Source organism: Lentzea flava (assembly GCF_014648475.1).
Lineage (GTDB): Bacteria > Actinomycetota > Actinomycetes > Mycobacteriales > Pseudonocardiaceae > Lentzea > Lentzea flava.
Map to the genome: position 1 here is coordinate 106,800 of NZ_BMRE01000017.1, position 24,197 is coordinate 130,996.

General features: G+C 70.4%; 18 protein-coding genes, 2 tRNA genes and 1 pseudogene. 7 read left to right on the forward strand and 14 right to left on the reverse strand.

Annotated elements, in window-relative coordinates; translation table 11 throughout:
• Positions 1-20 precede the first annotated feature (20 nt).
• Positions 21-3,221: a DUF4132 domain-containing protein gene (locus IEZ09_RS20790; RefSeq protein WP_229812781.1), complete on the reverse strand. Its 3,201-nt coding sequence runs from the start codon at positions 3,219-3,221 to the stop codon at positions 21-23.
• A gap of 82 nt (positions 3,222-3,303) precedes the next feature.
• On the opposite strand from IEZ09_RS20790, the gene IEZ09_RS46615 reads away from it, so the two are divergent.
• Positions 3,304-3,804 (forward strand): hypothetical protein, encoded by a 501-nt coding sequence (locus IEZ09_RS46615; protein WP_229812788.1) that lies wholly within the window; start codon positions 3,304-3,306, stop codon positions 3,802-3,804.
• A 41-nt stretch (positions 3,805-3,845) separates the two neighbouring features.
• On the opposite strand, the pseudogene IEZ09_RS47925 reads toward IEZ09_RS46615, so the two are convergent.
• From IEZ09_RS47925 to IEZ09_RS20800, 3 genes and pseudogenes are all read right to left on the reverse strand, one after another.
• Positions 3,846-3,992 (reverse strand): annotated as a pseudogene (locus IEZ09_RS47925) (WGR domain-containing protein); the annotation flags it as partial.
• 88 nt (positions 3,993-4,080) lie between these two features.
• Positions 4,081-7,311 (reverse strand): DUF4132 domain-containing protein, encoded by a 3,231-nt coding sequence (locus IEZ09_RS20795; protein WP_189255387.1) that lies wholly within the window; start codon positions 7,309-7,311, stop codon positions 4,081-4,083.
• Between the two features lie 89 nt (positions 7,312-7,400).
• Positions 7,401-8,948: a glycoside hydrolase family 13 protein gene (locus tag IEZ09_RS20800; protein ID WP_189255388.1), complete on the reverse strand. Its 1,548-nt coding sequence runs from the start codon at positions 8,946-8,948 to the stop codon at positions 7,401-7,403.
• A 302-nt stretch (positions 8,949-9,250) separates the two neighbouring features.
• Between IEZ09_RS20800 and IEZ09_RS20805 the strand changes: the two genes are divergently transcribed.
• Together IEZ09_RS20805 and IEZ09_RS20810 are read left to right on the forward strand one after the other, a co-directional pair.
• Positions 9,251-9,323 (forward strand) — tRNA-Gln (locus tag IEZ09_RS20805).
• Between the two features lie 2 nt (positions 9,324-9,325).
• Positions 9,326-9,402: transfer RNA gene (locus IEZ09_RS20810), tRNA-His, on the forward strand.
• Between the two features lie 83 nt (positions 9,403-9,485).
• Here the strand turns inward: IEZ09_RS20810 and IEZ09_RS20815 are convergent.
• Positions 9,486-10,259: an inositol monophosphatase family protein gene (locus IEZ09_RS20815; RefSeq protein ID WP_189255389.1), complete on the reverse strand. Its 774-nt coding sequence runs from the start codon at positions 10,257-10,259 to the stop codon at positions 9,486-9,488.
• Between the two features lie 57 nt (positions 10,260-10,316).
• Here IEZ09_RS20815 and IEZ09_RS20820 point away from each other — a divergent pair, with 57 nt between their 5' ends.
• Both IEZ09_RS20820 and IEZ09_RS20825 read left to right on the forward strand, forming a co-directional pair.
• Positions 10,317-11,291, forward strand: a complete 975-nt coding sequence (locus IEZ09_RS20820) for an ArsR/SmtB family transcription factor (RefSeq protein ID WP_189255390.1) — start codon at positions 10,317-10,319, stop codon at positions 11,289-11,291.
• Complete coding sequence (locus IEZ09_RS20825) at positions 11,288-12,028, forward strand: DUF1684 domain-containing protein (protein WP_189255391.1); 741 nt, start codon at positions 11,288-11,290, stop codon at positions 12,026-12,028. Before IEZ09_RS20820 ends, IEZ09_RS20825 begins: the two co-directional genes overlap by 4 nt.
• On the opposite strand, the gene IEZ09_RS20830 is transcribed toward IEZ09_RS20825, so the two are convergent.
• The gene (locus IEZ09_RS20830) at positions 12,025-12,723 is read right to left on the reverse strand and encodes an aminoglycoside 3'-phosphotransferase (protein ID WP_189255392.1); all 699 of its coding nucleotides are present in this window, start codon (positions 12,721-12,723) and stop codon (positions 12,025-12,027) included. The genes IEZ09_RS20825 and IEZ09_RS20830 overlap by 4 nt on opposite strands.
• A gap of 103 nt (positions 12,724-12,826) precedes the next feature.
• Here IEZ09_RS20830 and IEZ09_RS20835 point away from each other — a divergent pair, with 103 nt between their 5' ends.
• The gene (locus tag IEZ09_RS20835) at positions 12,827-13,255 is read left to right on the forward strand and encodes a DoxX family membrane protein (RefSeq protein WP_189255393.1); all 429 of its coding nucleotides are present in this window, start codon (positions 12,827-12,829) and stop codon (positions 13,253-13,255) included.
• Here IEZ09_RS20835 and IEZ09_RS46620 read toward each other — a convergent pair.
• The 7 genes from IEZ09_RS46620 to IEZ09_RS20870 all read right to left on the reverse strand — a co-directional run bounded on the left by IEZ09_RS46620 (position 13,213) and on the right by IEZ09_RS20870 (position 20,736).
• Positions 13,213-14,079: a hypothetical protein gene (locus IEZ09_RS46620; protein WP_229812782.1), complete on the reverse strand. Its 867-nt coding sequence runs from the start codon at positions 14,077-14,079 to the stop codon at positions 13,213-13,215. The two genes, IEZ09_RS20835 and IEZ09_RS46620, sit on opposite strands and share 43 nt — an antisense overlap.
• A 155-nt stretch (positions 14,080-14,234) precedes the next feature.
• Positions 14,235-15,212 (reverse strand): LacI family DNA-binding transcriptional regulator, encoded by a 978-nt coding sequence (locus IEZ09_RS20845; protein ID WP_189255394.1) that lies wholly within the window; start codon positions 15,210-15,212, stop codon positions 14,235-14,237.
• Positions 15,209-16,549 carry a GH1 family beta-glucosidase gene (locus IEZ09_RS20850; RefSeq protein WP_189255425.1) on the reverse strand — a complete coding sequence of 447 codons (1,341 nt, stop codon included), beginning with the start codon at positions 16,547-16,549 and terminating at the stop codon, positions 15,209-15,211. Before IEZ09_RS20850 ends, IEZ09_RS20845 begins: the two co-directional genes overlap by 4 nt.
• A gap of 11 nt (positions 16,550-16,560) precedes the next feature.
• Positions 16,561-17,373, reverse strand: coding sequence for a carbohydrate ABC transporter permease (locus IEZ09_RS20855; protein WP_370467738.1), 813 nt, complete (start codon positions 17,371-17,373; stop codon positions 16,561-16,563).
• Positions 17,370-18,317 carry a carbohydrate ABC transporter permease gene (locus tag IEZ09_RS20860; RefSeq protein ID WP_229812786.1) on the reverse strand — a complete coding sequence of 316 codons (948 nt, stop codon included), beginning with the start codon at positions 18,315-18,317 and terminating at the stop codon, positions 17,370-17,372. The genes IEZ09_RS20855 and IEZ09_RS20860 overlap by 4 nt, the downstream gene beginning before the upstream one ends.
• A 5-nt stretch (positions 18,318-18,322) precedes the next feature.
• On the reverse strand, positions 18,323-19,561 hold the full coding sequence (locus IEZ09_RS20865; protein WP_370467742.1) for an ABC transporter substrate-binding protein: 1,239 nt from the start codon (positions 19,559-19,561) through the stop codon (positions 18,323-18,325).
• A gap of 155 nt (positions 19,562-19,716) precedes the next feature.
• Positions 19,717-20,736, reverse strand: a complete 1,020-nt coding sequence (locus IEZ09_RS20870; RefSeq protein ID WP_189255397.1) for a LacI family DNA-binding transcriptional regulator — start codon at positions 20,734-20,736, stop codon at positions 19,717-19,719.
• A 192-nt stretch (positions 20,737-20,928) separates the two neighbouring features.
• Here IEZ09_RS20870 and IEZ09_RS20875 point away from each other — a divergent pair, with 192 nt between their 5' ends.
• Complete coding sequence (locus IEZ09_RS20875; RefSeq protein ID WP_189255398.1) at positions 20,929-23,646, forward strand: AfsR/SARP family transcriptional regulator; 2,718 nt, start codon at positions 20,929-20,931, stop codon at positions 23,644-23,646.
• Here IEZ09_RS20875 and IEZ09_RS20880 read toward each other — a convergent pair.
• Positions 23,632-24,105: a hypothetical protein gene (locus IEZ09_RS20880; RefSeq protein ID WP_189255399.1), complete on the reverse strand. Its 474-nt coding sequence runs from the start codon at positions 24,103-24,105 to the stop codon at positions 23,632-23,634. The two genes, IEZ09_RS20875 and IEZ09_RS20880, sit on opposite strands and share 15 nt — an antisense overlap.
• Positions 24,106-24,197: the final 92 nt, after the last annotated feature.

Consider the following 24,197-nt stretch of genomic DNA (forward strand, 5'->3'; position numbering starts at 1 on the left):
TCCGAGACCGATGCCGGCCACTAGTGGTGCAGGGACTCCAGCTCCGAGAGGAGCTCGGAGGCGGTGACCGGGTCGACGTCGAAGGTGTCCGGGCCGCCGTCGCGCGGGGCGGTCCAGTGGCCTTCGCCGGTGGCCGAGAAGTACAGCGAGGTGAACTTGACCTCGGGGAAGACGTCGATCGCGCCGACGGCGATGCCGGGGTCGAGGGTGGCGACGAGCGCGCCGCCTGCGGGCAGGGGGCGCGTGATCCACTCTTCGACGCCCGCGTCCAGGGGTGTGCCGCGCACCCAGCCCCGTTTCGTGAGGCCGAGGATCTTGCCCACCGGCACGGGCAGGTCGAGGTACTTGTGCAGTTGCGGGACGCGGGGTTCGCCGGCGGCGAAGCTGTGGGTCGGGCGGCCCAGCTGCGGGAAGGGCTGGAGGATCTCGTAGTCGGCGAAGACCTCGCCCCACGCTTCCAGGGTGTCGGCGAGGTCGACCGGATGAGCCACGCGGACGGTGGCGTCGCCCGGCAGCGTGATCTCGTCGTCCTCGGCGTTGGCGAGCGTGCGGTCTTCCGCCAGGCGGAACGAGAGGCCCTCGTCGGTGATCCAGACCAGGCGGCGCACCAGGTGCCAGAGCAGCGGATGGGCGGCGAGCACCGTGTGGAACTCCTCGGCGGACCAGGTGCGCTGGGCGATCATGGCGCGTTCGAGGCGCTGGATCTGGTCGGTGGCGACGGTGCGGACGTCCTTCTTCAGTGCCGCGAAGCGCTGGTGTTCCAGCGGGGCTTTCTCCTGGTCGTCCTTGGCGCCCGGCTTCGGGAGGTCCTTGCGGCGCTTGCCGTCCGGGTCGAGCACGTAGGGCTTGAGCTGTTCGTCGAAGCCCACCGTGAACTGACGGGAGCCGTAGTCGATCACCAGTGAGGCGGCGTCGTCCAGGCCCAGGCTCGGCACCAGGCGGTCGGACAGCTGGTCGCGGCTCAGGCCCAGGGTGGCGGCGATGTCGGCGACCTTCTCCTGGGCGCGGGCCTTGAGCGCCTTGAACTTCACCTTCTCCGCGATGCCGTTCAGGTGGGCGAGTGCGGTCTCGGTGCCGATCTGCGCGAGGACGTCGAGGCCCGTCACGGCCTTGGCGTGCGCGTTCTCGCCGGGCCAGGCGCGGATCAGCGGCGCGAGGCGGCGGACCGTCTCGTCGGTGCCGAACCAGCCGAGCGCGGTGAGAGCCCAGCCGTCCTTCGGCGGGGCGTCTTCGGCCTGCCAGCGGGTGAAGACCGTCCAGGCGAACTCCGCCAGCGACTCGCGGTCGCACACCTCGACGGCCATCGGCAGGCCCGCGTACACGGCGTCCGGTTTGGACAGTGCCGCGGTCATCAGCAGGTTCGTGGCGGCCTGCGCGGACAGCGCCGCCGTGCGATCGGCCAGCAGCACCTGGGGCAGCAGCCGGGTGTCGGCCCAGTCACCGATCTCCGGCAGTTTCGTGGGGAGGACGTCGAGCGGGTCGACCTCGACGAGCGTGCGGACGGCCGCACCCGCCTCCGGGCGCACCGCGGCGGCGACGGCGATGACGTCCACGCCGATTTCCAGGTGGAGGTGGCGCAGGGCGAACTCGGCGTAGCCGCGCTGAGGACTCGCCGCACCCAGCGCGGCGGGCAGCAGGAGACGGGCGGCGGCCTCGCCGTGCCGGGCGAGCCAGGCCGCGGCGAACGCGCCGGCGGTCTTGAGCCGCACCAACCAGTTCGCCATGAGGTTCGCGACCTCGGCGGTGGCGTACGGGAGCAGGATCATGCCGCACCCGTGCGGGTTGCTCGCGGCCAGCCGGAGCAGCGGAGGCAGGGCGTCCAGCTCGAACCGGGCCGCGATGCGCCTGCCCCAGTCCTCGGCACCCCAGCTGTCGCCGGGCACCCAGCAGGCGAGCAGCGGGCGGGCCAGCTCCTCCGGACCGTTCTCGAACAGTCCGTGGTGGTTGTGCCTGCCGGCCCGCATCTCCTCCGCTGCCCGTTGCCAGGCGGCGAGCTCCACGACCCGGTGGCTGCCGTTCCCCAGCCACTCCTCGCGCTCGCCCGGCAGCCAGCTGATGTGTGCGTCGGGCACCGGGAGGTCCTTCAGCACCAAGGGCTTCGGCTGCGGGCGCGGGTGCGACCACGGCGCTTCCGCGAGCACGCGCGGCAGCGCGGAGGCGGGCGCGTCCGGCACCATCCGCGCTTCGGCTTCGGCCAGCAGCGCGGCGGTCTCGGTTGGTGGTTCGAGGTCGGGGTGCGACATCAGGTGCGCGCGAAGCAGCTGCAGTGCTTCGGCGTTCGTGGCGGCACGCGCCGCCAGAAGCCGGGCCGCCCGCGCCGGGAAGGCGGCCATCGCGGACAGCAGCACCGGCCGCACGTACTTGGTGTCGAGGCGGTCGAGCAGGATCGCGAACGCCTCGTCGGTCGGCAACGCGGCGAGCACCTTCAACGCCAGCCTGCGCCGGTCCGCGTCGCTCCGGCTGTCGTCGAACTCCTCGGCGACGAACGGCGCGATCGCCGGCCCCAGCGCGTGCAGGGCGGTGTGCAGGGCGATCGGCGACCACGTCAGGTCGCGGCTCTGCAGCCGCGCCAACTGCTCCAGCGTGCTCACCGCGCCCAGCGTCATCCAGTTCCCGGGACGACGCGGCGGGTGGGCGTTCGCCTCCTCGAACCAGTCGTGCCGCGTCGGCACGAGGAAGGCTCGCGCCACCTGACCGAGGGCCGTGGTGCCGACCTTCTCCAGCTCGGCGATCGCCGCGTCGTAGGTGGCGGCGTCCGCAGCCGCGAGCGCGGTGCGGATCTGCACCAGGTTCCAGCCGTCCACGTCGGTCGGATCCGGGTGGCGACCCTCGGCGGATTCCAGGCGGGCCTTGAACGACCGGTCGGTCTGCGAGTTGTGGTAGCCGAGCAGGACGACGGCGCAGCAGTGCACCACGGCCGCTGCCGCGAACGGCAGGCCGTACTCCGCGATCCACCAGTGCACCGACAGCTTGTGCAGCTGCGCCACCCTGGCGAGCAGCGCGGCGCCCAGGGGAGTCGGGCGTCCGTCGAGCTGGTCGCGCAGGACTCGGACCAGGTTCTGGTCCGACATCGGGTGGGCCATCACCTCGGCGATTTCCTCGCCGTTGGCCGCTACCCAGTCGCGGAACTCCTGGGCGCGGGCCTGGCTCACCGTGAAGCGCGGGGGCAGTGGCTCGACGTCTCGGCGCCACAGGGCGTCGCGCAGCCAGGCCTTGGGCATGGACCAGGTGTTCTCGTCTACGGAGGTTGGCTTGGTGGGAGGGGGAGCGGTGGCGGTGGAGGGGGATGCGGGGTGGTCGGCGGTGGGCGCGGTGGCGCCAGGGGTGGCGGAGGGTGTGGCGGTGGTGGATGCGGGTGTGGGGGTGGGAGTGGTGGTGCGTGCGGTGGCCGCGGCGGGTGAGGCAGCGGTCGAGGCGGATGCGGGCGTGGGTGCGGGGGTGGGAGTGGTGGTGCGTGCGGTGGCCGCGGCGGATGAGGCGGCGGATGAGGCGGCGGTGGAGGTGGAGGTGGATGTGGGCGTGGGTGCGGGGACGGTGGCGGCGGAACTGGGCGCGGGAGTGGGAGCGGTGGCGGTGGAGGGGGATGCGGGGTGGTCGGCGGTGGGCGCCGTGAGGTCGGGGGTGGCGGAGAGTGTGGCGGTGGAGGCGGCCGCGGGCGCGGGGGTGGGAGCGGTGGCGCGTGCGGTGGCCGCAGCGGTCGAGGCGGATGCGGGCGTGGGTGCGGGAGCGGTGGCGGCGGAACTGGGCGCGGGGGTTGCCGGAGCCGAGGCGGCGGCGGTGGCGGTGGAGCTGACGGGTCTGTAGCCCTTCTTTTCCTTTTCCGTCACCAGTTTTGTGACGTGGGCTTCGGCCGCCGCCGTGGAGGCCAGCTCCTTGGTCTGGGTCTGGCCGGCCGTTCCCAGCCGTCCGAACCGGACGGTCACGGCGGGCCCGTCCTGGTCGATCTCCCAGAACTTCGCCGAGGTACCCGAGACGAGCTCCCACCTGCGCATGTGCTGCCCCCAGGGTTGGTTTGAAAGCTGATGGGGAGGACCGTACCCAGACGGTCTGACAATTTTGGCGATCTTGCGGAAAGCCCGGTCAGGCGTGCAGGGATTCCAGTTCCGACAGGAGTTCCGAGGCGGTGATCGGGTCGATGGCGATGCCGGTCTGGGTGTTGTCGTTGGGAGGAGGCCAGGTGCCTTCGCCGGTCTCGGAGAACCAGATGGCGCTGAACTTCACCTCGGGGTAGATGTCGACGGCGCCGGTGGCGATGCCGGGGTCCAGGGTTGCGACGAGGGCGCCGCCGGAGGGGAGCGGGCGGGTGACCCAGTTTTCGACGCCGTTGTCCTGGGGTGCGCCGCGGACCCAGCCTCGGGTGGTGAGGCCGAGGATCCTGCCCACCGGTGCGGCTCGGTTGAGGTACTCGCGCAGTTGCGGGATCTCGGGCTCGGCCGGTGTGAAGGCGTGGGTGGGGCGGATCAACTGCGGGAACGGTTGCAGGATCTCGTAGTCGGCGAAGATGTCGCCCCACGCCTTCAGGGTGTCGGCCAGGTCGACTGGGTGGGCTACGCGGACGGTTGCGTTCGGCGGGAGGGTGAACTCGGTGTCCGCTGCGGTGGCGAGGGTGCGGTCTTCTGCCAGGCGGAACGAGGTGCTCTCGTCGGTGAGCCAGACCAGGCGGCGGACGAGGTGCCACAGGAGGGGGTGTCCGGCCAGGACGGTGTGGAACTCCTCGGCGGTCCAGGTGCGCTGGTTGACCATCGCGCGTTCCAGGCGGTGGATCTGGTCGGAGGCGATGGTGCGGACGTCCTTCTTCAGCGTCGAGAAGCGCTTGTGTTCGAGCGGGGCGCGGGACTGGTCGTCCTTCGCGCCGGGTTTGGGAAGGTCCTTGCGGGGCTTGCCGTCCTGGTCGAGGACGTAGGGCTTGAGCTGTTCGTCGAAGCCGACGGTGAACTGGCGGGGGCCGTAGTCGATGACCAGGGAGGCGGAGTCGTCCAGGCCCAGGCGGGGGACGAGGCGGTCGGCCAGCTGGTCGCGGGACAGGCCGAGCTCGGCGGCGATCTGAGCGATCTTCTCCTGGGCGCGGGTCTTGAGGCCCTTGAACTTCACCCTCTCGGCGATGCTGTTCAGGTGGGACAGGGCCACCTCGGTGCCGATCCTGGCCAGCACATCCAGGCCCGTCACGGCTTTCGCGTGGCCGCTCTCGCCCGGCCAGGCCCGGATCACGGGTGCCAGGCGGCGGACCGTGGCATCGGTGCCGAACCAGCCGAGGGCGGTGAGGGCCCAGCTGTCCTTCGGTGGTGCGTCCAGGTCCTGCCAGCGGCCGAACACCGCCCAGGCGAACTCCGCCAGCGACTCGCGGTCGCACGCCTCGGCGGCGAGCGGCAGGCCGGGGTAGATGGCGTCCGGTGTGGACAGTGCGGCGGTCAGCAGGAGGTTGGCGGCCGCCTCCGTCGACAGCGCGGCGGTGCGGTCGGCCAGCAGGACCTGGGGGAGCAGGTGCGGGCGGGTCCAGTCGATCGCCGGCAGCTTCGGCGGGAGGACGTCGAGCGGGTCGGCCTCCATCAGCGTGCGGATGGCCGCGCCCGCCTGCGGCTGCAGGGAGGTCGCGACGGCGATGACGTCGACACCGGTTTCCAGGTGGAGGTGGCGCAGGGCGAACTCGGCGTTGTGGCGGCGCGGGCCCGCCGCGCCCAGTGCCGCGGGGATCAGGAGGCGGGCCGCTGTCTCGCGGTGGCGGGCCAGCCACTCGACGGCGAACGCGCGGGCGGATTTGAGGCGCACCAGCCAGTCCGCCATCAGCTCGGCCACTTCGGGCGCCGCGTACGGGAGCAGGATCACGCCGTTCGTCCGCGGGGCCGCCGCGGCCACGCGCCGCAGCGCGGGGAGGGCGTCCAGTTCGAACCGGGCCGCGATGCTCCTGCCCCAGATCTCGCCGCGCCAGGTGTCGACCGGCACCCAGTCGGCGAGCAGCGGGCGGGCCAGCTCCTCCGGCGCGTGCCGGAACAGCCTGTGATCGTCGATGCGGTGCGTGCGGTGCCTGACCGCCTGGGCGAGGGGGTACCAGTCGTAGGAGTGATTGGTCCACCTACCTCCGGCCTCACGCCACTCCTCGCGCTCGCCCGGCAGCCACGTCAGGTGCGCGGGCGGCACCGGAAGATCCTTCAGCACCACCGGTTTCGGCTGCGCGCGGCGACGCAGCCACGGCGGATCGGCCAGCACGCGGGGGAGCGCCGACGGCGGTGCGTCCGGCACGGTCACGAAGCCAGCCGCGGCCACCAGCGCGGCGGTCTGCGGCGGGAGTTCGAGATCCGGGTGCATCAGCACGTGCACCCGGAGCAGGTGGCGGACGTCCGGGTCGACGGCCGCGCGCGGCGCCAGCAGCCGGGCCGCCCGCACCGGGAACGCGGCCATCGCGGACTGCAACGCGGGCCGGAAGTGCTTCTCCCGCATGCGGTTCAGCAGGATCAGGAATGCCTCGTCCGTCGGCAGCGCCGCCAGCACCTCGAGCGCCGCCTTGCGGAGGTCCGCGTCGCCGTCGGACCTCGTGCGCAGCTCCGCGTCGAGCACCGGCGCGAGGGCGGGCCCCAGCAGGAGCAGCGCCGAGTACAGGGCTTCCGGCGACCAGAACAGGCGGCCGCACCGCGGGCGGCCGAGGTGCTCCGGCGTGCTCGCCGAGGAGTCGACCATCCAGTCCGGTGCGTACTCGGCCGCGTGCGCCTCGTCGAACCAGTCGTGCCGCGTCGGAGCCACGAACGCGCGCGCCACCTGGCCGAACCACGTGGCGCCGACCTCCTCCAGCGCCGCCAGAGCCTCCTCGTACGTCGCGCTGTCCGCTGCCGCCAGCGCTCTGCGGGCGTCGATCAGCGCCCTGGCCTCGAACGTCTCGTCACCGAGGTACTTCGGCGGCTCCAGCCTCAGGTGGGTGCCGGACCACTTCTGGGTCTGCCAGTCCTTCCAGTTGCTGACGGCCACCACTCCGTGGTGCACGGCCGCCGCCGCGGCGAACGGCAGACCGAACTCGTCGATCCACCAGTGCACCGGCGAGCGGCCCAGCTCGGCCACCTTCGCGAGCACGGCGGCACCCAGCGGGGACGGGCGGCCTGCCAGCTGGGCCCGCAGCGCACCGACCAGCTCCGGGTGCGAGGACGGGTGGGCGAGGACCTCCTCGATCACCCCGCCCCGCGCCGCCACGTGCTCGCGGAACTCCTGCGCCAGAGCCCGGTCGACCCCGAACTCCGGCACCGGTCTCGCGTCACGTCTGGGGAACGCCTGCCGCAGCCACTGCGCGGGCATCACCCAGGCGTTCTCGTCGACGTTGCTGCACACAGTCAGACCCCCGGAGCTGGTTCGAAGCCGATGTGAACGAACCGTACTCAGGGGGTCTGACAATGTTGTCGATCAAGTGGAAGTGCTGGTCAGAGCTCCCACCAGAGCGCGGTGTCCGGCGGGAGGAGCACCTGCCCGTCGCGCACCCCGTAGTACGAGGACGCGAGCAGCACCGCACCCGGATCCGGCAGCGCGACGACCTCACCGGACAGGTTCACCGCGCACGCGAAGCCGTCCCGTTCGAACCACAGCACGTCCGCGGGCCCGTCGACCCACTTCACACCGTCGCCCGCACCGAGCGCGGGGTGCTCGCGGCGGATCCGCAGAGCATTGCGGTAGAAGGACAACATCGAGTCCTGGTCACCCGACTGCGCCTCCACGCTGAGCTTCGCCCAGTCCGCGGGCTGCGGCAGCCACGCCCCGCCCGTGCCGAACCCGAGTGAAGGGCCGGAGGACGTCCACGGCAGCGGCACGCGGCACCCGTCACGACCGCGTTCGGTGTGCCCGGACCGCTCCCACATCGGGTCCTGCAGCACCTCGTCCGGCAGGTCCAGCACCTCGGGCAGTCCGAGCTCCTCGCCCTGGTACAGGTACACCGAGCCCGGCAACGCGAGCATCAACGCCAGCGCGGCGCGCGCACGCCGCAGACCGGTCTCGCCGCCGCCGTACCGCGTCACGTGCCGTTGCACGTCGTGGTTCGACAGCACCCACGTGGTGGGCGCACCGACCGGAGCCACCGCCGCCAGCGACGAGTCGATGACCGACCGCAACGCCTCGCAGGTCCACTCCGCCGTCAGGTAGTGGAAGTTGAACGCCTGGTGCATCTCGTCGGGACGCAGGTACAGCGCCGTGCGCTCGGCGGAAGGCGTCCACGCCTCCGCCACCAGAACGCGCTCACCGGGGTACGAGTCGACCACGGCACGCCACTCGCGGTGGATCTCGTGCACACCGTCCTGGTCGAAGAACGGCAACGGCTCCGTGCCCAGCAGCTTCAGCTGGTCCGCGTGCCCGATGTCGGGCAGCCCCGCCGCCTTGATCATCCCGTGCGCCACGTCGACGCGGAACCCGTCGACGCCGAGGTCCAGCCAGAACCGCAGCACGTCGCGGAACTCCGCGCGCACCTCGGGCAGCTCCCAGTTCAGGTCCGGCTGCTCCGGCGCGAACAGGTGCAGGTACCACGACCCGTCCGCGACCCGCGTCCACGCCGGCCCGCCGAACACCGACTCCCAGTCGTTCGGCGGCTGGTCGCCCACGCCCTCGCGGAAGATGTAGCGCTCACGGCCGCGCCCGGCCAGCGCCTCCTGGAACCACTCGTGCTGGTCCGAGCTGTGGTTCGGCACGATGTCGACGATCACCCTGATGCCGAGGTCGTGCGCGTCCGCGACCAACGCGCGCACGTCGTCGAGGTCACCGAACTGCGGGTCCACCGCGCGGTAGTCCGCCACGTCGTAGCCGCCGTCGGCCATCGGCGACGCGTAGAACGGCGTGATCCACACCGCGTCGACCCCGAGGTCGCGCAGGTAGGGCAGGCGTGAGCGGATGCCGGGCAGGTCACCGACGCCGTCGCCGTTCGAGTCGGCGAAGCTGCGCACGTAGACCTGGTAGATGACGGCGTGTCGCCACCAGTCCTGGGACATGTCCTGAACCTTCCGACGGGGTGTGTCAGCGGTCCAGGAAAGACGTTGCAAAAGTTTTCCGCAAGTCGACATGAGGAATACTTGAGAACACGCCTCAATCCTGCAAACTTTTGCAGCGCGAATAATGCGTTGCGACACCCTCGTGTCATCCGTCAGAGTGGATCGCAACGAACCTGGAGGAAGGAGCCCAGCCGTGATGCAGCACATGTGTCATCAGCACGTCTGGTGCTCCCCTGGCATGAGTTGATCTGTGCCGGAAGGGGAGCCGTCCCGTCGCCGCAGCGACGAGGCGGCTTTTTTGTTGCCCGTTGGTCCAATCGGCACGGACGCCGCGCTCTGGACGCGGAGATCGAGGTTCGAGTCCTCGACGGGCAGCTGTGACCGAAGCCGAAGCAGTCGAGGCGCCAGGTTGTGGTCCTGGTCGAAGCCGGTGCGAGTCCGGTCGGTCACCCCATCGCGCGGGACCCGGTGGTCACCTGGGCCTCATAAGCCCGGGCAGCCTGGTTCGACACCAGGACGCGCGATGCCCGACCCACGTCACGACGGCCGTGAAACGCTCTGCAACAGCGTTGACACTGGGTTCGACTCCCAGGTGGGTCTCGACAGGACGCCGAGGAACGCCTCGTGCAGGACACCGTTGGTGGCCAGCACGACGTCCTCGGTGATCGTCACGCGGCCGCCGGCCTCCTGCACGAGCACCGGCAGGCACGCCAGGTCGAACTCGTCCAGCTGGGCGCCGGCGACCACGATCGCGTCGGCTTCACCGGTGACGAGGCTCAGCACCGAGACGCTGTTGTCGACGACGACGCATCCGTCCAAAGCGGGCTTCTTCTTGCCGTGCAAGCACACTCGGGCGCCGACAACGGAGTCCTGTGTGGACACACGTGCGGCGGTCTCGTCCGCGCCGTTGAACACACGGCATCCGATGCCGCGCCCCGCCGCCATGGTGAGGCCGAGCGACGGCAGGGCCGACACCGCGAGCGCTGGTCCGTGTGCGTCCGTCATGGCCAGGTCCACCGAGTACGTCGGCCGTCCGCGCACGAAGTCCGCCGTGCCGCTGATCGGGTCGACGAGCCAGCGCCTGCCCGAGGTTCCGCACCGCTCAGGGCGTTCCTCACCGGCGACGCCGTCGTCGGGCACGGCCTCGGTCAGCCTTCTGCGCACGAGGTCCTCGATCGCGAGGTCGATGGCGGTCACCTCGCTGCCGTCCGCCTTGTGCCGCACGTGCAGGGTGTCCGACGCGAACGCGCCCGCCGCCAGTTCCGCGGCCTCCCGCACGATGCGCAACGCCAGATCCAGATCGGTCCACATGGCCGGGAGCTTGTCGTCCGGTGCCGGTCGCAGGTAACTGATGTAGCGTTGTGCTACATGATCGAGTTCGTGCTCGGCGAGTCCGACCTGGTCGACGTGCGGTTCGCCGTGTCGCCGCTCAACGAGCTCACGCTCAGCCTCCGCGTGCTCAAGGACCCGGCCAAGTACCCGCTGCACCTGCCGTTCGCGCGCCGGGTCCGCGACGTCGACACCGAGGTCCTGCTCGCCCTGTCCAACGACCGCGGCTGGACGCCGGACTTCCTCAGCCCCCGCCCGCTGACACCGTTCACGAAGATCGAGGACGAGTTCGCCGCACTCCGCGGGGTCTCCACCCGCACCATGCGACGCGACCTGCGCGCGGTGCTCGGCGAGGTGCCCGCCGTGCTCCGCGACCGCAACCGCGTGCTCGACGCGCTGGAGACCTACTGGGAAGTGGTGTTCTCCGGTCATTGGGACCGCATGCGCACCGTTCTCGAGGCGGACATCGCCCACCGCGGTCGGGAGATGGCCCAGCACGGACTCGCGGCGATGCTCTCCGGCATCTCCGACCGGATCACGTTCGTCAGCCCCGTCGTCCGGGTGCACATCGCGGGCGTCGAACCGCGGCGCGTCGAGGCCGGGGGACAGGGACTCACCCTGGTGCCCAGCGTGTTCGCCCGGCGCACGGCGGTGCCCGTCGACCCGGCCGCACCACCGTTGCTGATCTACGCGGCCCGCGGGCTCGGCACGGTGTGGGAGACCGGCAGGGCGCACGGCCCCGCGGCGCTGGCCGGCGTGCTCGGCCAGGTGCGGGCGGACCTGCTGGCAGGCCTCGGCGAACCGCGTTCGTCCACCGACATCGCGCGGCGCACCGGAGTCACGACCTCGGCGGTGAACCAGCACCTGCGGGCGTTGCGCGACGCCGGCCTGGTCGCCTCCCAACGGCACGGCCGCAGCGTCGTGTACGCCCGCACCGAACTCGGGGAAGCCCTCGTTTCCCATTCCGTGGGACGGGGAAGCAAGACCGCGCACCCGCCGTTGCCACCGACATGAGCTTCGCGGAGGACTGGCAGACCTGGAAGACGGAGCGGGAGAAGAGCCTGGCCGACCCGTACGGGTGGCTCGCGCTGGTCTCGCTCGACTGGCTGGAGACCACCCCACGCGCCTATGAAGGACTACCGGGCGTGTGGTGGCAGGACGACGACGCGGCGTACTGGCAGAACGACGGAGAAACGCAGCGCTTCGAGCTCGTCCAGAGCGGCCCCGGCGCGCGCGTCACGGCCGGTGACGTCGAGATCGAGATCGCACGGCGCGGCGGGTACCTGATCCGCGTCCACGACCCGAAGGCCGAGGTGCTGCGGAACTTCCGCGGTGTGCCGTCGTACGAACCGCAGCAGCAGTGGGTGATCGAGGGCGTGTACGAACCGTTCGACGCTCCCATTCCCACGACCGTCGGTGCGGTCGTGGAAGGACTCAGCCACGTCTACGAAGCACCGGGCCGTGTGCGGTTCACGTACAACGGCGCCGAGCACACGCTCACGGCGTTCAACGGACGCAACGGCGGCCTGAACATCCTCTTCACCGACGCCACCAGCGGCGTGACCACGTACGCGGCGAACCGGTCTCTGGCCGCCACTCCGGTGGACGGCAAGGTCGTGCTCGACTTCAACCGCGCGACGAACCTGCCGTGCGCGTTCACGGACTTCGCGACCTGCCCGCTGCCGCCCGCGGGCAACCACCTGCCGTTCGCCGTCGAGGCGGGGGAGAAGACGCCGTACGAGCGGGGTTAGAAGAACTCGTCGAGCAAGCGGTACCAGGCGAGCCTGTCGGGGCGGGGGGTGAGGCCGTAGGCGCGGTCGAACGCGGCTGCGGCCTCCTCGCCCAACTCCCTGTGCGCCAGCGCGAGATCGCGGTGCCGGTCGGACACGCCCAGCCGGGACACGTCGATCAGCACGGTCGAGCCGTCCGGGCGCAGCAGCACGTTCGGCGGGCAGAAGTCCCCGTGCGCCACCACGAGATCCTCGTCCTGCGGCGCACTCGACACCAGCCGCTCCAGCAGTTCGGACGGCGTGGCCCCGAGGTTGTCGTCGTCGAAGTCGTCCGGATCGACGAGACCCGCTTCGACGTTCTGCCGCGCCTTCTCGATCATGACGGCCACGCGCGCGTCGAACGGGCACGTGGCGACCGGCAAGGCGTGCAACGACCGCAGCACCGTGCCCATGACGGTCCCCGCCAGCACCGGATCGACCGAGGCCAGCGACGGCGCCCCGACGTCGGCCAGCACCAGCCAGTCGTCCACGAACGCCCTGATCTCCGGCACCTCGAAGCGTTCGCCCAGCCACCGCAACCGGTCGCGCTCGTCCACCCCGGCGCGCTTCACGTAGGCCGAGCCCGCCTTCCAGACGTCGCCGGACAGTCCTTCGTGGTCGCGCGACCACACGACGTCCGCGCCGACCGCGCGCACCACCTCCGCGGGAATCTCCACCCCTTGATCGAACCATTGCCACGTTCCAGGCGAGCAGCGTGGTCGTTCAGCGGTGAGCGAACGGTGTTGACCTCCAGTAAAGTCGAGGTTTGATGCTGATGGCATGACGATCAAGTACCTCACCGTTGCCGTTCGCGTCCTGTTCGGGGCGCTGTTCGCGTTCTCCGGCTTCACCGGGCTCTTCGGCCTGGGATCGCAGTCGATGGAGGGCATGCCCGCCGAGGCGGTCGCGTTCGCCACCGCTCTCGGCGAGAGCGGGTTCATCATGCCCGTCACCAAGGTGGTCGAACTGCTGGCCGGAATCATGTTGCTGGTCAACAGGTTCGCACCGCTGGCGCTGGCCCTGCTGGCGCCGCTCGTGGTCGGCATCTTCGGTTTCCACGTGCTGCTGGCGCCCAGCGGCGCGATCATGGCCGTGCTGATCGCGGTGGCCGAGATCTACCTGGCCTGGGCCTACCGCGACGCGTTCAAGCCGATGCTGAAGCCACGTCACTCACAGGCGATGCCGTCCTTGTCGCTGTCCAACCGGTAGATGTCGCTGCCGATGACGCGGATCGGGCCTGCGACGTACGCGGGCCCGCCACCGCTGCCACCCGCGCAGTCGACGTCGGACGCGATCGGCACGCAGCCGCTGTAGTTCGGGTCGCACTTCGGCTGCGGTGCCGGAGCGGGAACCGGCTGCGGCTGCGGTTGGGGTTGAGGCTGTGGCTGGGGTTGCGGCTTGGGCTGCGCGACCGCCGGGGGAGTGGTGGTGGTGGTGGTCGTCGTCGTTGTCGTGGTGGTAGTTGTGGTCGTGGTCGGCTGCACCGTCGTGGTCGTCGTGGTGGGTGCGGCCGTCGTCGTGCTCAACGCGGAACCCTTGTCCGAACCACCGACCGCGGCGCCGATGATGCCGATGACGAAGAAGAACCCCAACAGGCTGGCCGCGCTGATCGCCACCGGCGCCACCCACGACTTCGGCCTGGACGCGACCGGCACCACCGCGCCCTGCGGAATCTCACGCGGCATGCGCAGCACGATCTGCAGCAGCCCGTTGGAGCCGCGCTGCACCAACGCCGTGCACCCCGCCGACCCACCGCCGGATTCCACGTGCATCAGCACCGGCGCATACCGTTGCGACATCAGGAAGGTCAGCTCGCCCACCCGCCGGCCGTCGAGCCGCACCTCGATGCCGCGCTGACCGCGGTACTTGCCCGCGGCGATGGTGCACCACGTCAGATGCACGGCGACGTGCCGCGTGACGCCGTCCGGAACGGCGTACCTGGCCAGTGCGTCCTGGTGGTGCTCCTCGCCGGTGACGGTCACCGTCACCTCGCCGGGCACCATCACCAGTCCGGCGGCCGAGTTCTCGATCACGTCGCGCTCCCTCGTGGTGGGCGTTCGTACGCCTGACCATCGAGCGGTCACGCCAGGTGTTACCGAGAGTGCCGCGAGATTGTGCCGACCGGGTGAAAAGCGGCCTCAGGTGTCACGCCGAGCCGATGATCACCGATGTAAGCCCTTTCCCTGGCTCAGGCGCTGGTCCGCAGCACCAGCGAGGTGGGCAGCAGCACCGACGGCGGCAGCCCCTCCTCGCCCTCGATCTCGGCGAGGAGGCGCCACGTCAGCATCCGCCCGAACTTCTCCACGTCCTGCCTCACCGTCGTCAGCGGCGGCACCGCGGGCACCGAGTCGTCGAACCCCACCACGGCCACGTCGTCCGGCACCCGGCGACCGGCCGCGTGCAGCACCTGCAACGCGCCGAGCGCCATGATGTCCGCGGCCACGAACACCGCGTCCAGCTCGGGCTCGCGGGCCAGCAACGACCTCATCGCGAACGCCCCGCCCTCCGGCGTGAAGTCCGCGTGCACCACCAGGTCCGTGCGCCGGCCGGACATCGCCCGCCGCCACCCGGACAACCGGTCGAGCCCCACGGCCATGTCCGCGGGGCCGGCGATGGTCGCGATCCGCTCACACCCCAGTGAGATCAGGTGCTGCGTCGCCTCCACCGCGCCGGTGAAGTTGTCCGAGTCGACGTACGGCACGGGCCCGCCGGCCAGCGGCCGCCCGCCCGCCACGACCGGCAAGCCGTTGTCGTGCAACAACGACAGCAGCGGGTCGTGGCCGTGCAGGCTGATCACCAACGCCCCGTCGACGTGCCCGCTCGTCAGGTACGAGCCGACGTCACCGGGCTGGCTCATCATCAGCACCAGCTGGGTGCGGTGCCCGGCCAGTTCGGCGTGGACCCCGCGCATGACGCCCGCGAAGAACGGATCCGTCAGCACACGGCCGCTCGGTTCGGAGACGACCAGAGCGATCGCGTGCGCGCGGTGGCCCGCCAACGACCGTGCGGCATGGTTCGGCGTGTAGTCGAGTTGCATGACCGCTCGCCGCACCGCCTCCCGTGCCCGAGCACTCACGTGCGGCGCGCCGTTGAGCACTCGGGACACGGTGGACTTCGACACCCCGGCAAGCCGGGCGACCTCGTCGATGCCGGGGCGCCGGGTCATGAGGCGATTGCGTTGCTGCGCGCCACCGCGGAGAACCAGCGGGCGCTCATCTTCGGCGTCCGCACCTGCGTCTCGTAGTCGACGTGCACGATGCCGAACCTCTTCGCGTAGCCCTCGGCCCACTCGAAGTTGTCCATCAACGACCAGCAGAAGTAGCCCCGCAGGTCCACACCGGCTTCGATCGCGGCGTGCGCGGCCCTCAGGTGCGAGGCCAGGTACTCGGTGCGCTCCGCGTCGTCGACCCCCGGCTGGTCCGGGTACGCCGCACCGTTCTCGGTGATGTACAGGGGAATCGACGGGTAGTCGTGGTGCACCCGCAGCAGCACGGACGTGAGCCCGTCCGGCCGCACCTCCCAGCCCATGTCGGTGACCGGCGCGTCGCGGCGGGGGAACGAGTGGTCCCCGACGCCGACCCACGGCGACGGCCCGATCTCGCCCGGCTGGGAGCTGACGTAGTGCTCGGTGTAGTAGTTGACGCCGAGCATGTCCATCGGGCCCGAGATCGTCTTGAGGTCGCCCTCGTGGATCACCGACGAGAACCCGAACGGCTCCAGGTCCTCCACGACGTCGGCCGGGTAGTGGCCGTTCAGCAACGGGTCCAGGAAGATCCGCTGCTGCAGCCCGTCGAGCCGCCGCGCCACGTCCTGGTCGGCCTCGGACGACGGGTCGGCCGGGATGATCGGGTACATGTTGAGCGTGATGCCGAGCTGCTTGTTCGCGCCGCGGATCACCTCGCCCGCGAGGCCGTGCGCGAGCAGCAGGTGGTGCACGGCGGCCACGGCGGCGTCCGGCTCGGTGCGGCCCGGCGCGTGGATTCCCGCGGCATAGCCGAGGAACGCCGCGCACCACGGCTCGTTCAGCGTCGTGAAGCCGTCGACGCGGTCGCCCAGCGCCTCGACCACCGACTCGGCGTACTCCGTGAACCGGTAGGCCGTGTCGCGGGTCGCCCAGCCACCGGTGTCCTCCAGCTTCTGCGGCAGGTCCCAGTGGTAGAGCGTGGGCCACGGCTTGATCCCGTGCTCCAGCAACGTGTCCACGAGCCGGCGGTAGAAGTCGAGCCCTGCCTGGTTGACCGCCCCGCCGTCGGGCCGCACCCGCGGCCACGCGATCGAGAACCGGTAGGCGCCCAGGCCGAGGTCGGCCATCATCCGCACGTCCTGCTCGAACCGGCGGTAGTGGTCGGCACCGGGTTCACCGGTGTGGCCGCCCACGACCTTGCCGGGTACGCGGCAGAACGCGTCCCAGATCGAGTCGGTGCGACCGTCGACGTCGGTCGCACCCTCGACCTGGAACGCGGCGGTGGCCGCACCCCACAAGAACCCGTCCGGGAAAGCGATGTCCTTCACCTTCACCCCTTCACAGCGCCCTGCATCACGCCCGCGACGATCTGCCGCCCGAGCACCAAGAACACGACCAAGACCGGAACCGTCGCGAGAGTCGTTCCGGCGAGCACGAGCGAGTAGTCGACGTAGTAGCCGCTCTGCAGCTTCTCCAGCGCGACCTGGAGCGTCGGGTTGTCGGCGTTCAGCACGACCAGCGGCCACAGGAAGTCGTTCCAGGACTGCATGAACGTGAAGACTCCGAGCATCGCGGCAGCCGGGCGGGCGGCAGGCAGTGCGACGTGCCAGAACACCCGCCACAGGCTGCAGCCGTCCATCCGCGCCGCCTCGACGAGCTCGTCGGGGACGGCGTCGACCAGGTACTGCCGCATCCAGAACACACCGAACGCGGTGACGAGGTTCGGCACGATCACGGCCTCGAGCTCACCGGCCCAGCCGAACTCCGCCATCGCCATGTACAGCGGGATGATGCCGAGCTGCGTCGGCACTGCCAACGTTGCCACCACGAACAGGAACAGCACGCCCCGGCCGCGGAACCGCAGCTTGGCGAACGCGAACCCGGCGAGCGCCGACAGCAGCACCACCGACAGCGTCACGGTGCCGGACACGATGAAGCTGTTGCCCAGCGCCTTCCAGAACGGGATCGTGTCGAACACCCGCGCCGCGTTGGCGAAGAAGTTTCCGCCGGGGATCAGCGTGAAATCGCCGGTCAGCACCGAGTTGTCGCGGCTGGCCACCAGGTACGACCAGTAGAACGGAAAAGCCGAGCCCAGCACGAACGCGGCCAGCACCCCGTAGACCACAAAGGACGGACGTTTCACCGCACGGCCCTCCTCGTCAGCCAGAAGTTCAGTCCCGCCACGGCGATCACGACCAGGAACAGCAACCACGCGATCGCGGCCGCGTAGCCGAGGTTCAGCTGCTGGAAGGCCGACTGGTACAGGTAGAGCACGACGGTCTGGTACTGGTGCTCGGCGCCGCCGCCGCTGCCCGCGGACGGGTCGTACAGCTTGGGCTCGGTGAAGATCTGCAGCCCGCCGATCGTCGAGGTGACGATGACGAAGATCAGCGTCGGCTTCAGCATCGGCAGCGTGATGCTGAAGAACCTGCGCAGCGGTCCCGCGCCGTCGACGACGGCCGCCTCGTGCACCTCGCGTGGAATCGCCAGCATCGCGGCCAGGACGATCAGCGCGTTGTAGCCGGTCCACCGCCAGTTGACCATCGACGCGATGGCCACGTGGCTGCCGAAGGTGTTGGCCTGCCAGTCGACCGGCGGGATCCCCACCGTCGTCAGCACGCTGTTGACCAGCCCGAACTGCGGCCCGAACAGGTTGCCGAAGATGATCGTCAACGCGACGAGCGACGCGACGTAGGGCAGCAGCACGCCCATCCGCCACGCCGTCCGCCCGCGCAGGTTGGCGGCGAGCAGTGCGGCGAGCACGACCGCGGTGATCACCTGCGGCACGCTGGAGAGCAGGAAGATGCTGAAGGTGTTGAACAGCGCGTTCCAGAACTGCCCGTCACCGAACAGCTCGCGGTAGTTGTCGAGACCGACGAACGGCGTCTCGTCGGCGCCGAGCTCCCAGTCGAACAACGACACGTAGGCCGTGTAGAGCAACGGGAAGAGCCCGACCGCGCCGAACAACACGAAGAACGGGGCGACGAACAGGTACGGCGACACCTTGGCATCCACAGCGGACAGCCGGTGGCGCGGCGGCCGCGAGCGGGTCTGCACGACCCGCTCGCGGTCCGACCTGGTGAGCACGGCGGTCACTTGGCGACCTTCTGCGCCTCCGCGACGGCGGTCTTCCAGCCTTCGTCAGCGCTCTTGCCCTGCTCGACCGACTGCAGCGCGGGGCTGAAGACGTTCTCCTGGATCTGCCCGTCCTTCGGGCCCTTGTACTGCGCCTGCGCGACCTTCTGCGCCTGCGCGGCGAACAGCGCGCCCGCCTTGATGTCACCGAAGTAGGCGTTGGTCTGCTCCAGCAGGGCGGAGTCCTTCAGCGCCTGGACCTGGCTCGGGAACGTGCCCTTCGCCTTGAACGCCTTGATCTGCTGCTCCGGCGCGGTCAGCCAAGCCGCGAGCTCGGCGGCCTTCTTGGCGTTCTTGCCCTGCTTCGGCACGGTCAGGTACGAACCGCCCCAGTTGCCGCCACCGTTCGGGAACGCCTCGGTGACCGCCCACTTGCCCTTGTTCTCCGGCCCGGCCTGCGCCTCGATCACGCCGAGCATCCACGACGGGCACGTCTTCGTGGCGAACGCGCCGGCCTTGAAGCCGGAGTTCCACTCGTTGCTCCACGCCACGAGCTTCGCCGACTGGCCCTTCGCGACCGCGTTCGTCACCGCGGTCCAGTCGGCCTTGATGGCGGGGTTGGACTCGACCACCAGCTTGTCGGACTTGTCGAAGTAACCCAGCTCGTGCTGGTTGTGCATCGCGTTGAACACCTGCGAGGCGCTGTCGAACCACGCCACCCCGCCGGACTTCGCGATGAACTGGTCACCAGCGGCGAAGTAGCTGTCCCACGTCGCGAACAACGACTTCACGGCCTCGGGGTCGGACGGCAGACCGGCCTTCTCGAACAGGTCCTTGCGGTAGCACATCGCCAGCGGGCCGATGTCCGTGCCGTACCCGATGAGCTTGCCGTCCTTGGTGGTGGCGGCGTCGGTCTTCCACTTCAGCCACCGGTTGTCGACGTTCGGCCCGATCTCCTTGAGATCGTTGAACTGACTGGCCTTGTCCATCACCTGGCTGAGGTAGCCCTCCTCGACGGCCTCGATGTCGGCGAGACCGGAGCCGGCGCCCAGCTTGGTGAAGAGGTTCTGGTGGTGCGGCGCTCCCTGGCCGGTCTTGCGCTGGGTGAGCTTCACGTCCGGGTGCGCTGCCTCGTACTCCTTGAGCAGGTCCTCGTACCCGAACTCGTTGAACGTGGCGATGGTCAGCTCGGTCTTGCCGTTCTGAGTCGCCTCACCGGACGAACAGGCGGTGGCGGCGACTAACACGGCGAGCACGCTGACCCAACTGCGGTGGCGCACGGGAGAACTCCCTCGGTCTCGGCGGGCGGGGCATTCTGGGAGCGCTCCCAGAAGTTTCGAGGAGTGTTAACCGCACCACATGAGGGTGTCAAGGCATCAACGGACTACTTTCTGGGAACGCTCCCAGTTCGTTATGCGCTGGCCCGCCGAACGAGCGAGGTGGGCAGCAACAGCGACGGCGGCAGCCCGGCCTCACCGGCCAGCTCCGCGAGCAGCCGCCACGTCATCGTGCGGCCGAGCTCCTCGACGTCCTGCCGGATCGTGGTGAGCGGCGGCGACGCGCTGGAGGCGAACACCGAGTCGTCGAACCCGATCACGGCGACGTCCTCGGGGATGCGTTTGCCGCGCGCGTGGAGCACCTGCAGTGCGCCCAACGCCATGATGTCCGCTCCGACGAACACCGCATCGAGATCGGGCGCCTTGTCCAGCAGCCGTTCCATCGCCTGCGCGCCGCTCTCTGGCGTGTAGTCCGCGTGCACCACGAGGTTCGCGGGGATCTTCGCCTCACCGAGCCCGCGCTTGAACCCGCTGAGCCGGTCGGACCCCACGGCCATGTCCTTCGGTCCCGCCACCGTGCCGATCCGCTTGCGGCCCAACGACACCAGGTGCCGCGCGGCCTCGAGCCCGCCGGTGAAGTTGTCCGCGTCGACGAACGGCACCGACGTCTTCCCGAGCGGCCGTCCGCCGACCACGACCGGCAGCCCGATCTCGTCGAGCATCGGCACCAGCGGGTCCTCGCCGTGCAGGCTCACGAGCAGCGCCCCGTCGACGTGGCCGCTGCTCAGGTACGTGACCAGGTCGCTCGTGTCCGACGGCTGGCTCATCATCAGCAGCAGCTGCAGGTGCCGCCCGGCGAGCTCGGCGTGGATCCCGCGCAGCACCCCGGCGAAGAACGGGTCGGCGAGCACGCGGCCGGACGGTTCGGACACGACGAGCGCGATGGCGTTGGCGCGATGGCCGGCCAGGGCCCGTGCGGCCTGGTTCGGCGCGTAGCCCAGCTGGGCGATGGCGGCGTGCACGGCCTCGCGGGCCTTGGCGCTCACGTACTGCTCACCGTTGATGACGCGCGAGACGGTCGACTTCGACACCCCGGCGACCCGTGCGACCTCTTCGATCCGTGGGCCGGGACGTCGTTTGGCCGTCTCCGTCATGCCGTCATCTTAGGGATGTGTCGACGCATTGGTCGAACCACACTCAGTGCGCGGCCTGTCCTGTCCACGATCTCCGGTTCACGGCGGTGCTCCCTCTGTGCGGTGGCGAAGGAGAAGTTTCGTAGATCGTCCGCACAAATTCCGCACAGCGGACCGGAGTTCTGGCAGCATGCCCCCCGACGAGGAGGGTCAGTGCGGTATCGGCTTCTTGGGCCGCTGCAGATCTGGCGTGGGGGCGTGGAACTGCGGCTGGGCGGACCCCGGCAACGGGCGCTGCTGGCAGCGTTGGCCCTGCACGCCAACGAGACTGTCAGCTTTGAACACTTGAGCGAGGCGGTGTGGGAATCTCCGCCCGCGGCGCCGGAATCGAACATTCGGACCTACGTCGCGGCGTTGCGGAAGCTGGTGGCCGACGAGCTGGTCACCGTCCCAGGTGGATACCGGCTGGTCGTGCCCGCCGACGAGGTCGACGCGTTCGTGTTCGGGCGGCTGTGCGCGGCCGGTGACGAGGCGCTGCGGCAGGGAGATCACCGGACGGCGGTGGCCCGGTACGAGGAAGCGCTCGCGTTGTGGCGCGGCCCTGCGCTCGACGGTCTCGCGGTCGGGCCCCGGCTGGACGCCGAGCTGACGTTGCTGCAGGAGCGCAGGCTGACCGTCGCCGAGCAGCACGCGCGGCTCGCGATCGAGCTGGGGCAGGGCGAGCGGCTGATCGCCGAGCTGCGCCGGCTGACCAAGCAGTTCCCGTTGCGCGAACAGCTGTGGCTGCAGCTGATGCACGCGCTGCAACGGGCGAACCGGCCGGCCGAGGCGTTGCAGGCGTTCGAGGACCTGAGGGTGCTGCTGGCCGACGAGCTGGGCACCGATCCGGGACCTGAGCTGCGCGAACTGCACGAGCGGCTGCTGCGAGGAGACGAGCCGCGGCCCGCGTTGAACACGTTGCCGCGCGACGTCGCGGACTTCACCGGGCGCGCCGCCGAGATCGAACGGCTGACGAGGGCCGTCACCGGGAAGTCGGCCGTGGTGATCTCCGCGATCGACGGCATGCCGGGCGTCGGCAAGACGACGCTGGCCGTGCATCTGGCGCACCGGCTGGAGTATCCGGACGGTCAGCTGTTCATCGACCTGCACGCGCACACGGCCGGTCGCGCGCCGGTCGAACCGACGGACGCGCTGGACGTGCTGCTGCGGGCGCTCGGCCTGGAGGAGATCCCGGTCGGCCTGGACGAGCGGGCCGCGTTGTGGCGGGCCGAGTTGTCGCGGCGCCGGCTGCTCGTCGTGCTGGACAACGCGGCGAGCGCGGACCAGGTGCGGCCGTTGCTGCCGGGGGTGCCTGGCTCGTTGGTGCTGGTCACGTCGCGGGCGCGGCTGGTCGAGCTGGAGGGCACGTCGACGCTCACGCTGGACGTGCTGTCCGAGGCGGAGGCGTTGCAGCTGTTCGCCACGATCGTCGGCGACGAACGCGGCACGGACCCCGCCGCCCGCGAGATCGTCGAGCTGTGCGGCAGGCTGCCGCTGGCCGTGCGCCTCGCCGCCGGGCGGTTGCGGTCGCGGCCGACCTGGACCACCGCCCACCTCGCGACGCGGTTGCGCGAGGGCCGATTATCCGAACTGGACGCCGTCTTCGCGTTGTCGTTCGGTCAGCTGCCCGCCGGGCACCAGCGGCTCTTCGCGCTGCTGGGCCTGCACCACGGCACCGACTTCGACGTCTACCAGGCCGCCGCGCTCGGCGACCTCGACCTGCTCGAGTGCGACGGGATGCTCGAGGACCTCGTCGACGTGCACCTGCTGGAGGCGACCACGGTCGGCCGCTACCGGATGCACGACCTGCTGCGGCAGTACGCGCAGTCCAAGGTGGACACCGCGCGGGAACCGCTGACGCGGCTGCTGGACCACTTCCTCGACACCTCGAACCAGGCGACGCGGCTGATGTCGCCCGCGGCTCGCCGGTACGAGGTCGACATCACCTACCGGCCGGAGTCGCGGTTGGTGATGCGCGACTACGACCACGCGGTGGAGTGGCTGGAGACCGAACGGCAGACGCTCGTCGCCGCCGTGGCGTTGTCGTTGGACGGTGACTGGCGCACGCACACGTGGCAGCTCGCCCGCGCGTTGACGTTCTTCTGCATGGTGCGCGGCCACACGCGTGACTGGGCCACGATCAACGAGCTGGCGCTGGAGGCCGCGAAGGACGACCCGGCGGCGCTCGCGATCACGACGAAGAACTACGCGATGGTGTTCTGGCAGACCGCCAGGTACTCCGACGCCATCTACTACAACGAGCGTGCGATCGAGATGCTCCGCGAGCAGGGCGACCTGCAGGGCGTGGCGGGCACGCTGAACAACCTCTCGCTGGTCTACCGGACGCTGGGGCGCCACGCCGAGGCCGCCGAGCTGCTGGAACAGGCGATCACGGTGGCGCGGCAGCTGGGCGACCGGCACCTGGAGTCGCAGGCGATGAGCAACGTCAGCAACATCTACAGCGCCCTGGGCCGTTACGACGAGGCGCTGGAAGCCTGCAACGGGGCGTTGGCGCTGATGCGGGAGCTGGGCAGCCGCCGCGACGAGGCCGACACGCAGAGCGCGCTGGGCATGATCCTGCACGCCATGGGCAGGCACGACGAGGCGCTCGACGCGCTGGAGTCGGCTCTGACGGCGGTGCGCGCGATCGGTGACGTCACGACCGAGACGGTGGTGCTGAACTACCTGGGCGAGGTGCTGACCGCGGCCGGACGCCCGGCGGACGCCGTGGCGCGGTTGCACGAGGCGCTGGACCTGGCCGAACGGATCGACGACCGGCGTGAGGCGGCCAACGCGCACAAGCACCTGGCGAAGGCGGTCGCGGATCCGGTGGAGGCCGCGCGGCACGAGAAGGAGGCCGAGGTCCGGTTCGCGGCGCTAGGTGCCGACTGAGCGCGGGCCCGGCATGCCTCCTGGGAGAACGGCACCGCGCGGCAACCCGTCCCGCAGCAGCGGCAACAGCTTGGGGTGCTTGCTCATCAGCACCGCGGCCGTGCCGTTGCGCTGCTGGATCCTGCGGCAGAAGTGCGGCGACAGCGGGACGCCGAGGTAAGCCTCCGCGCGGGGCCCGTAGACGACGTGGTCGTCGAGCCCGCACCACCCGGCGGCGACGGGGCGGTCGTCCAGCCAGATGTAGCCCTCCACGTACACGGCGCCGCGTTCGCGGGTGGACTCGGTGAAGGCGACGCTGAACGTGACCTGGGGAGACAGCCTGGTGGCCGCGTCGGCGGTCCACCACGTGCCGAGGTCGAGGACCAGGCCTTCCATGCTCGCGTGCGCCCAGCCGGAGTCGTCGACGAGCGTGCGGAACGGCGCCTCGAGCACGGTGAGAGCCGCTGTGAGCTGCTCCATCCGCCCATGGTGCGGCCATTCGGCCTATTTCGCCGTGTGAGATGGAATAGCTCGCCCGGCGGCACCGGCTGGTGATGAACGGCGCATTTGTT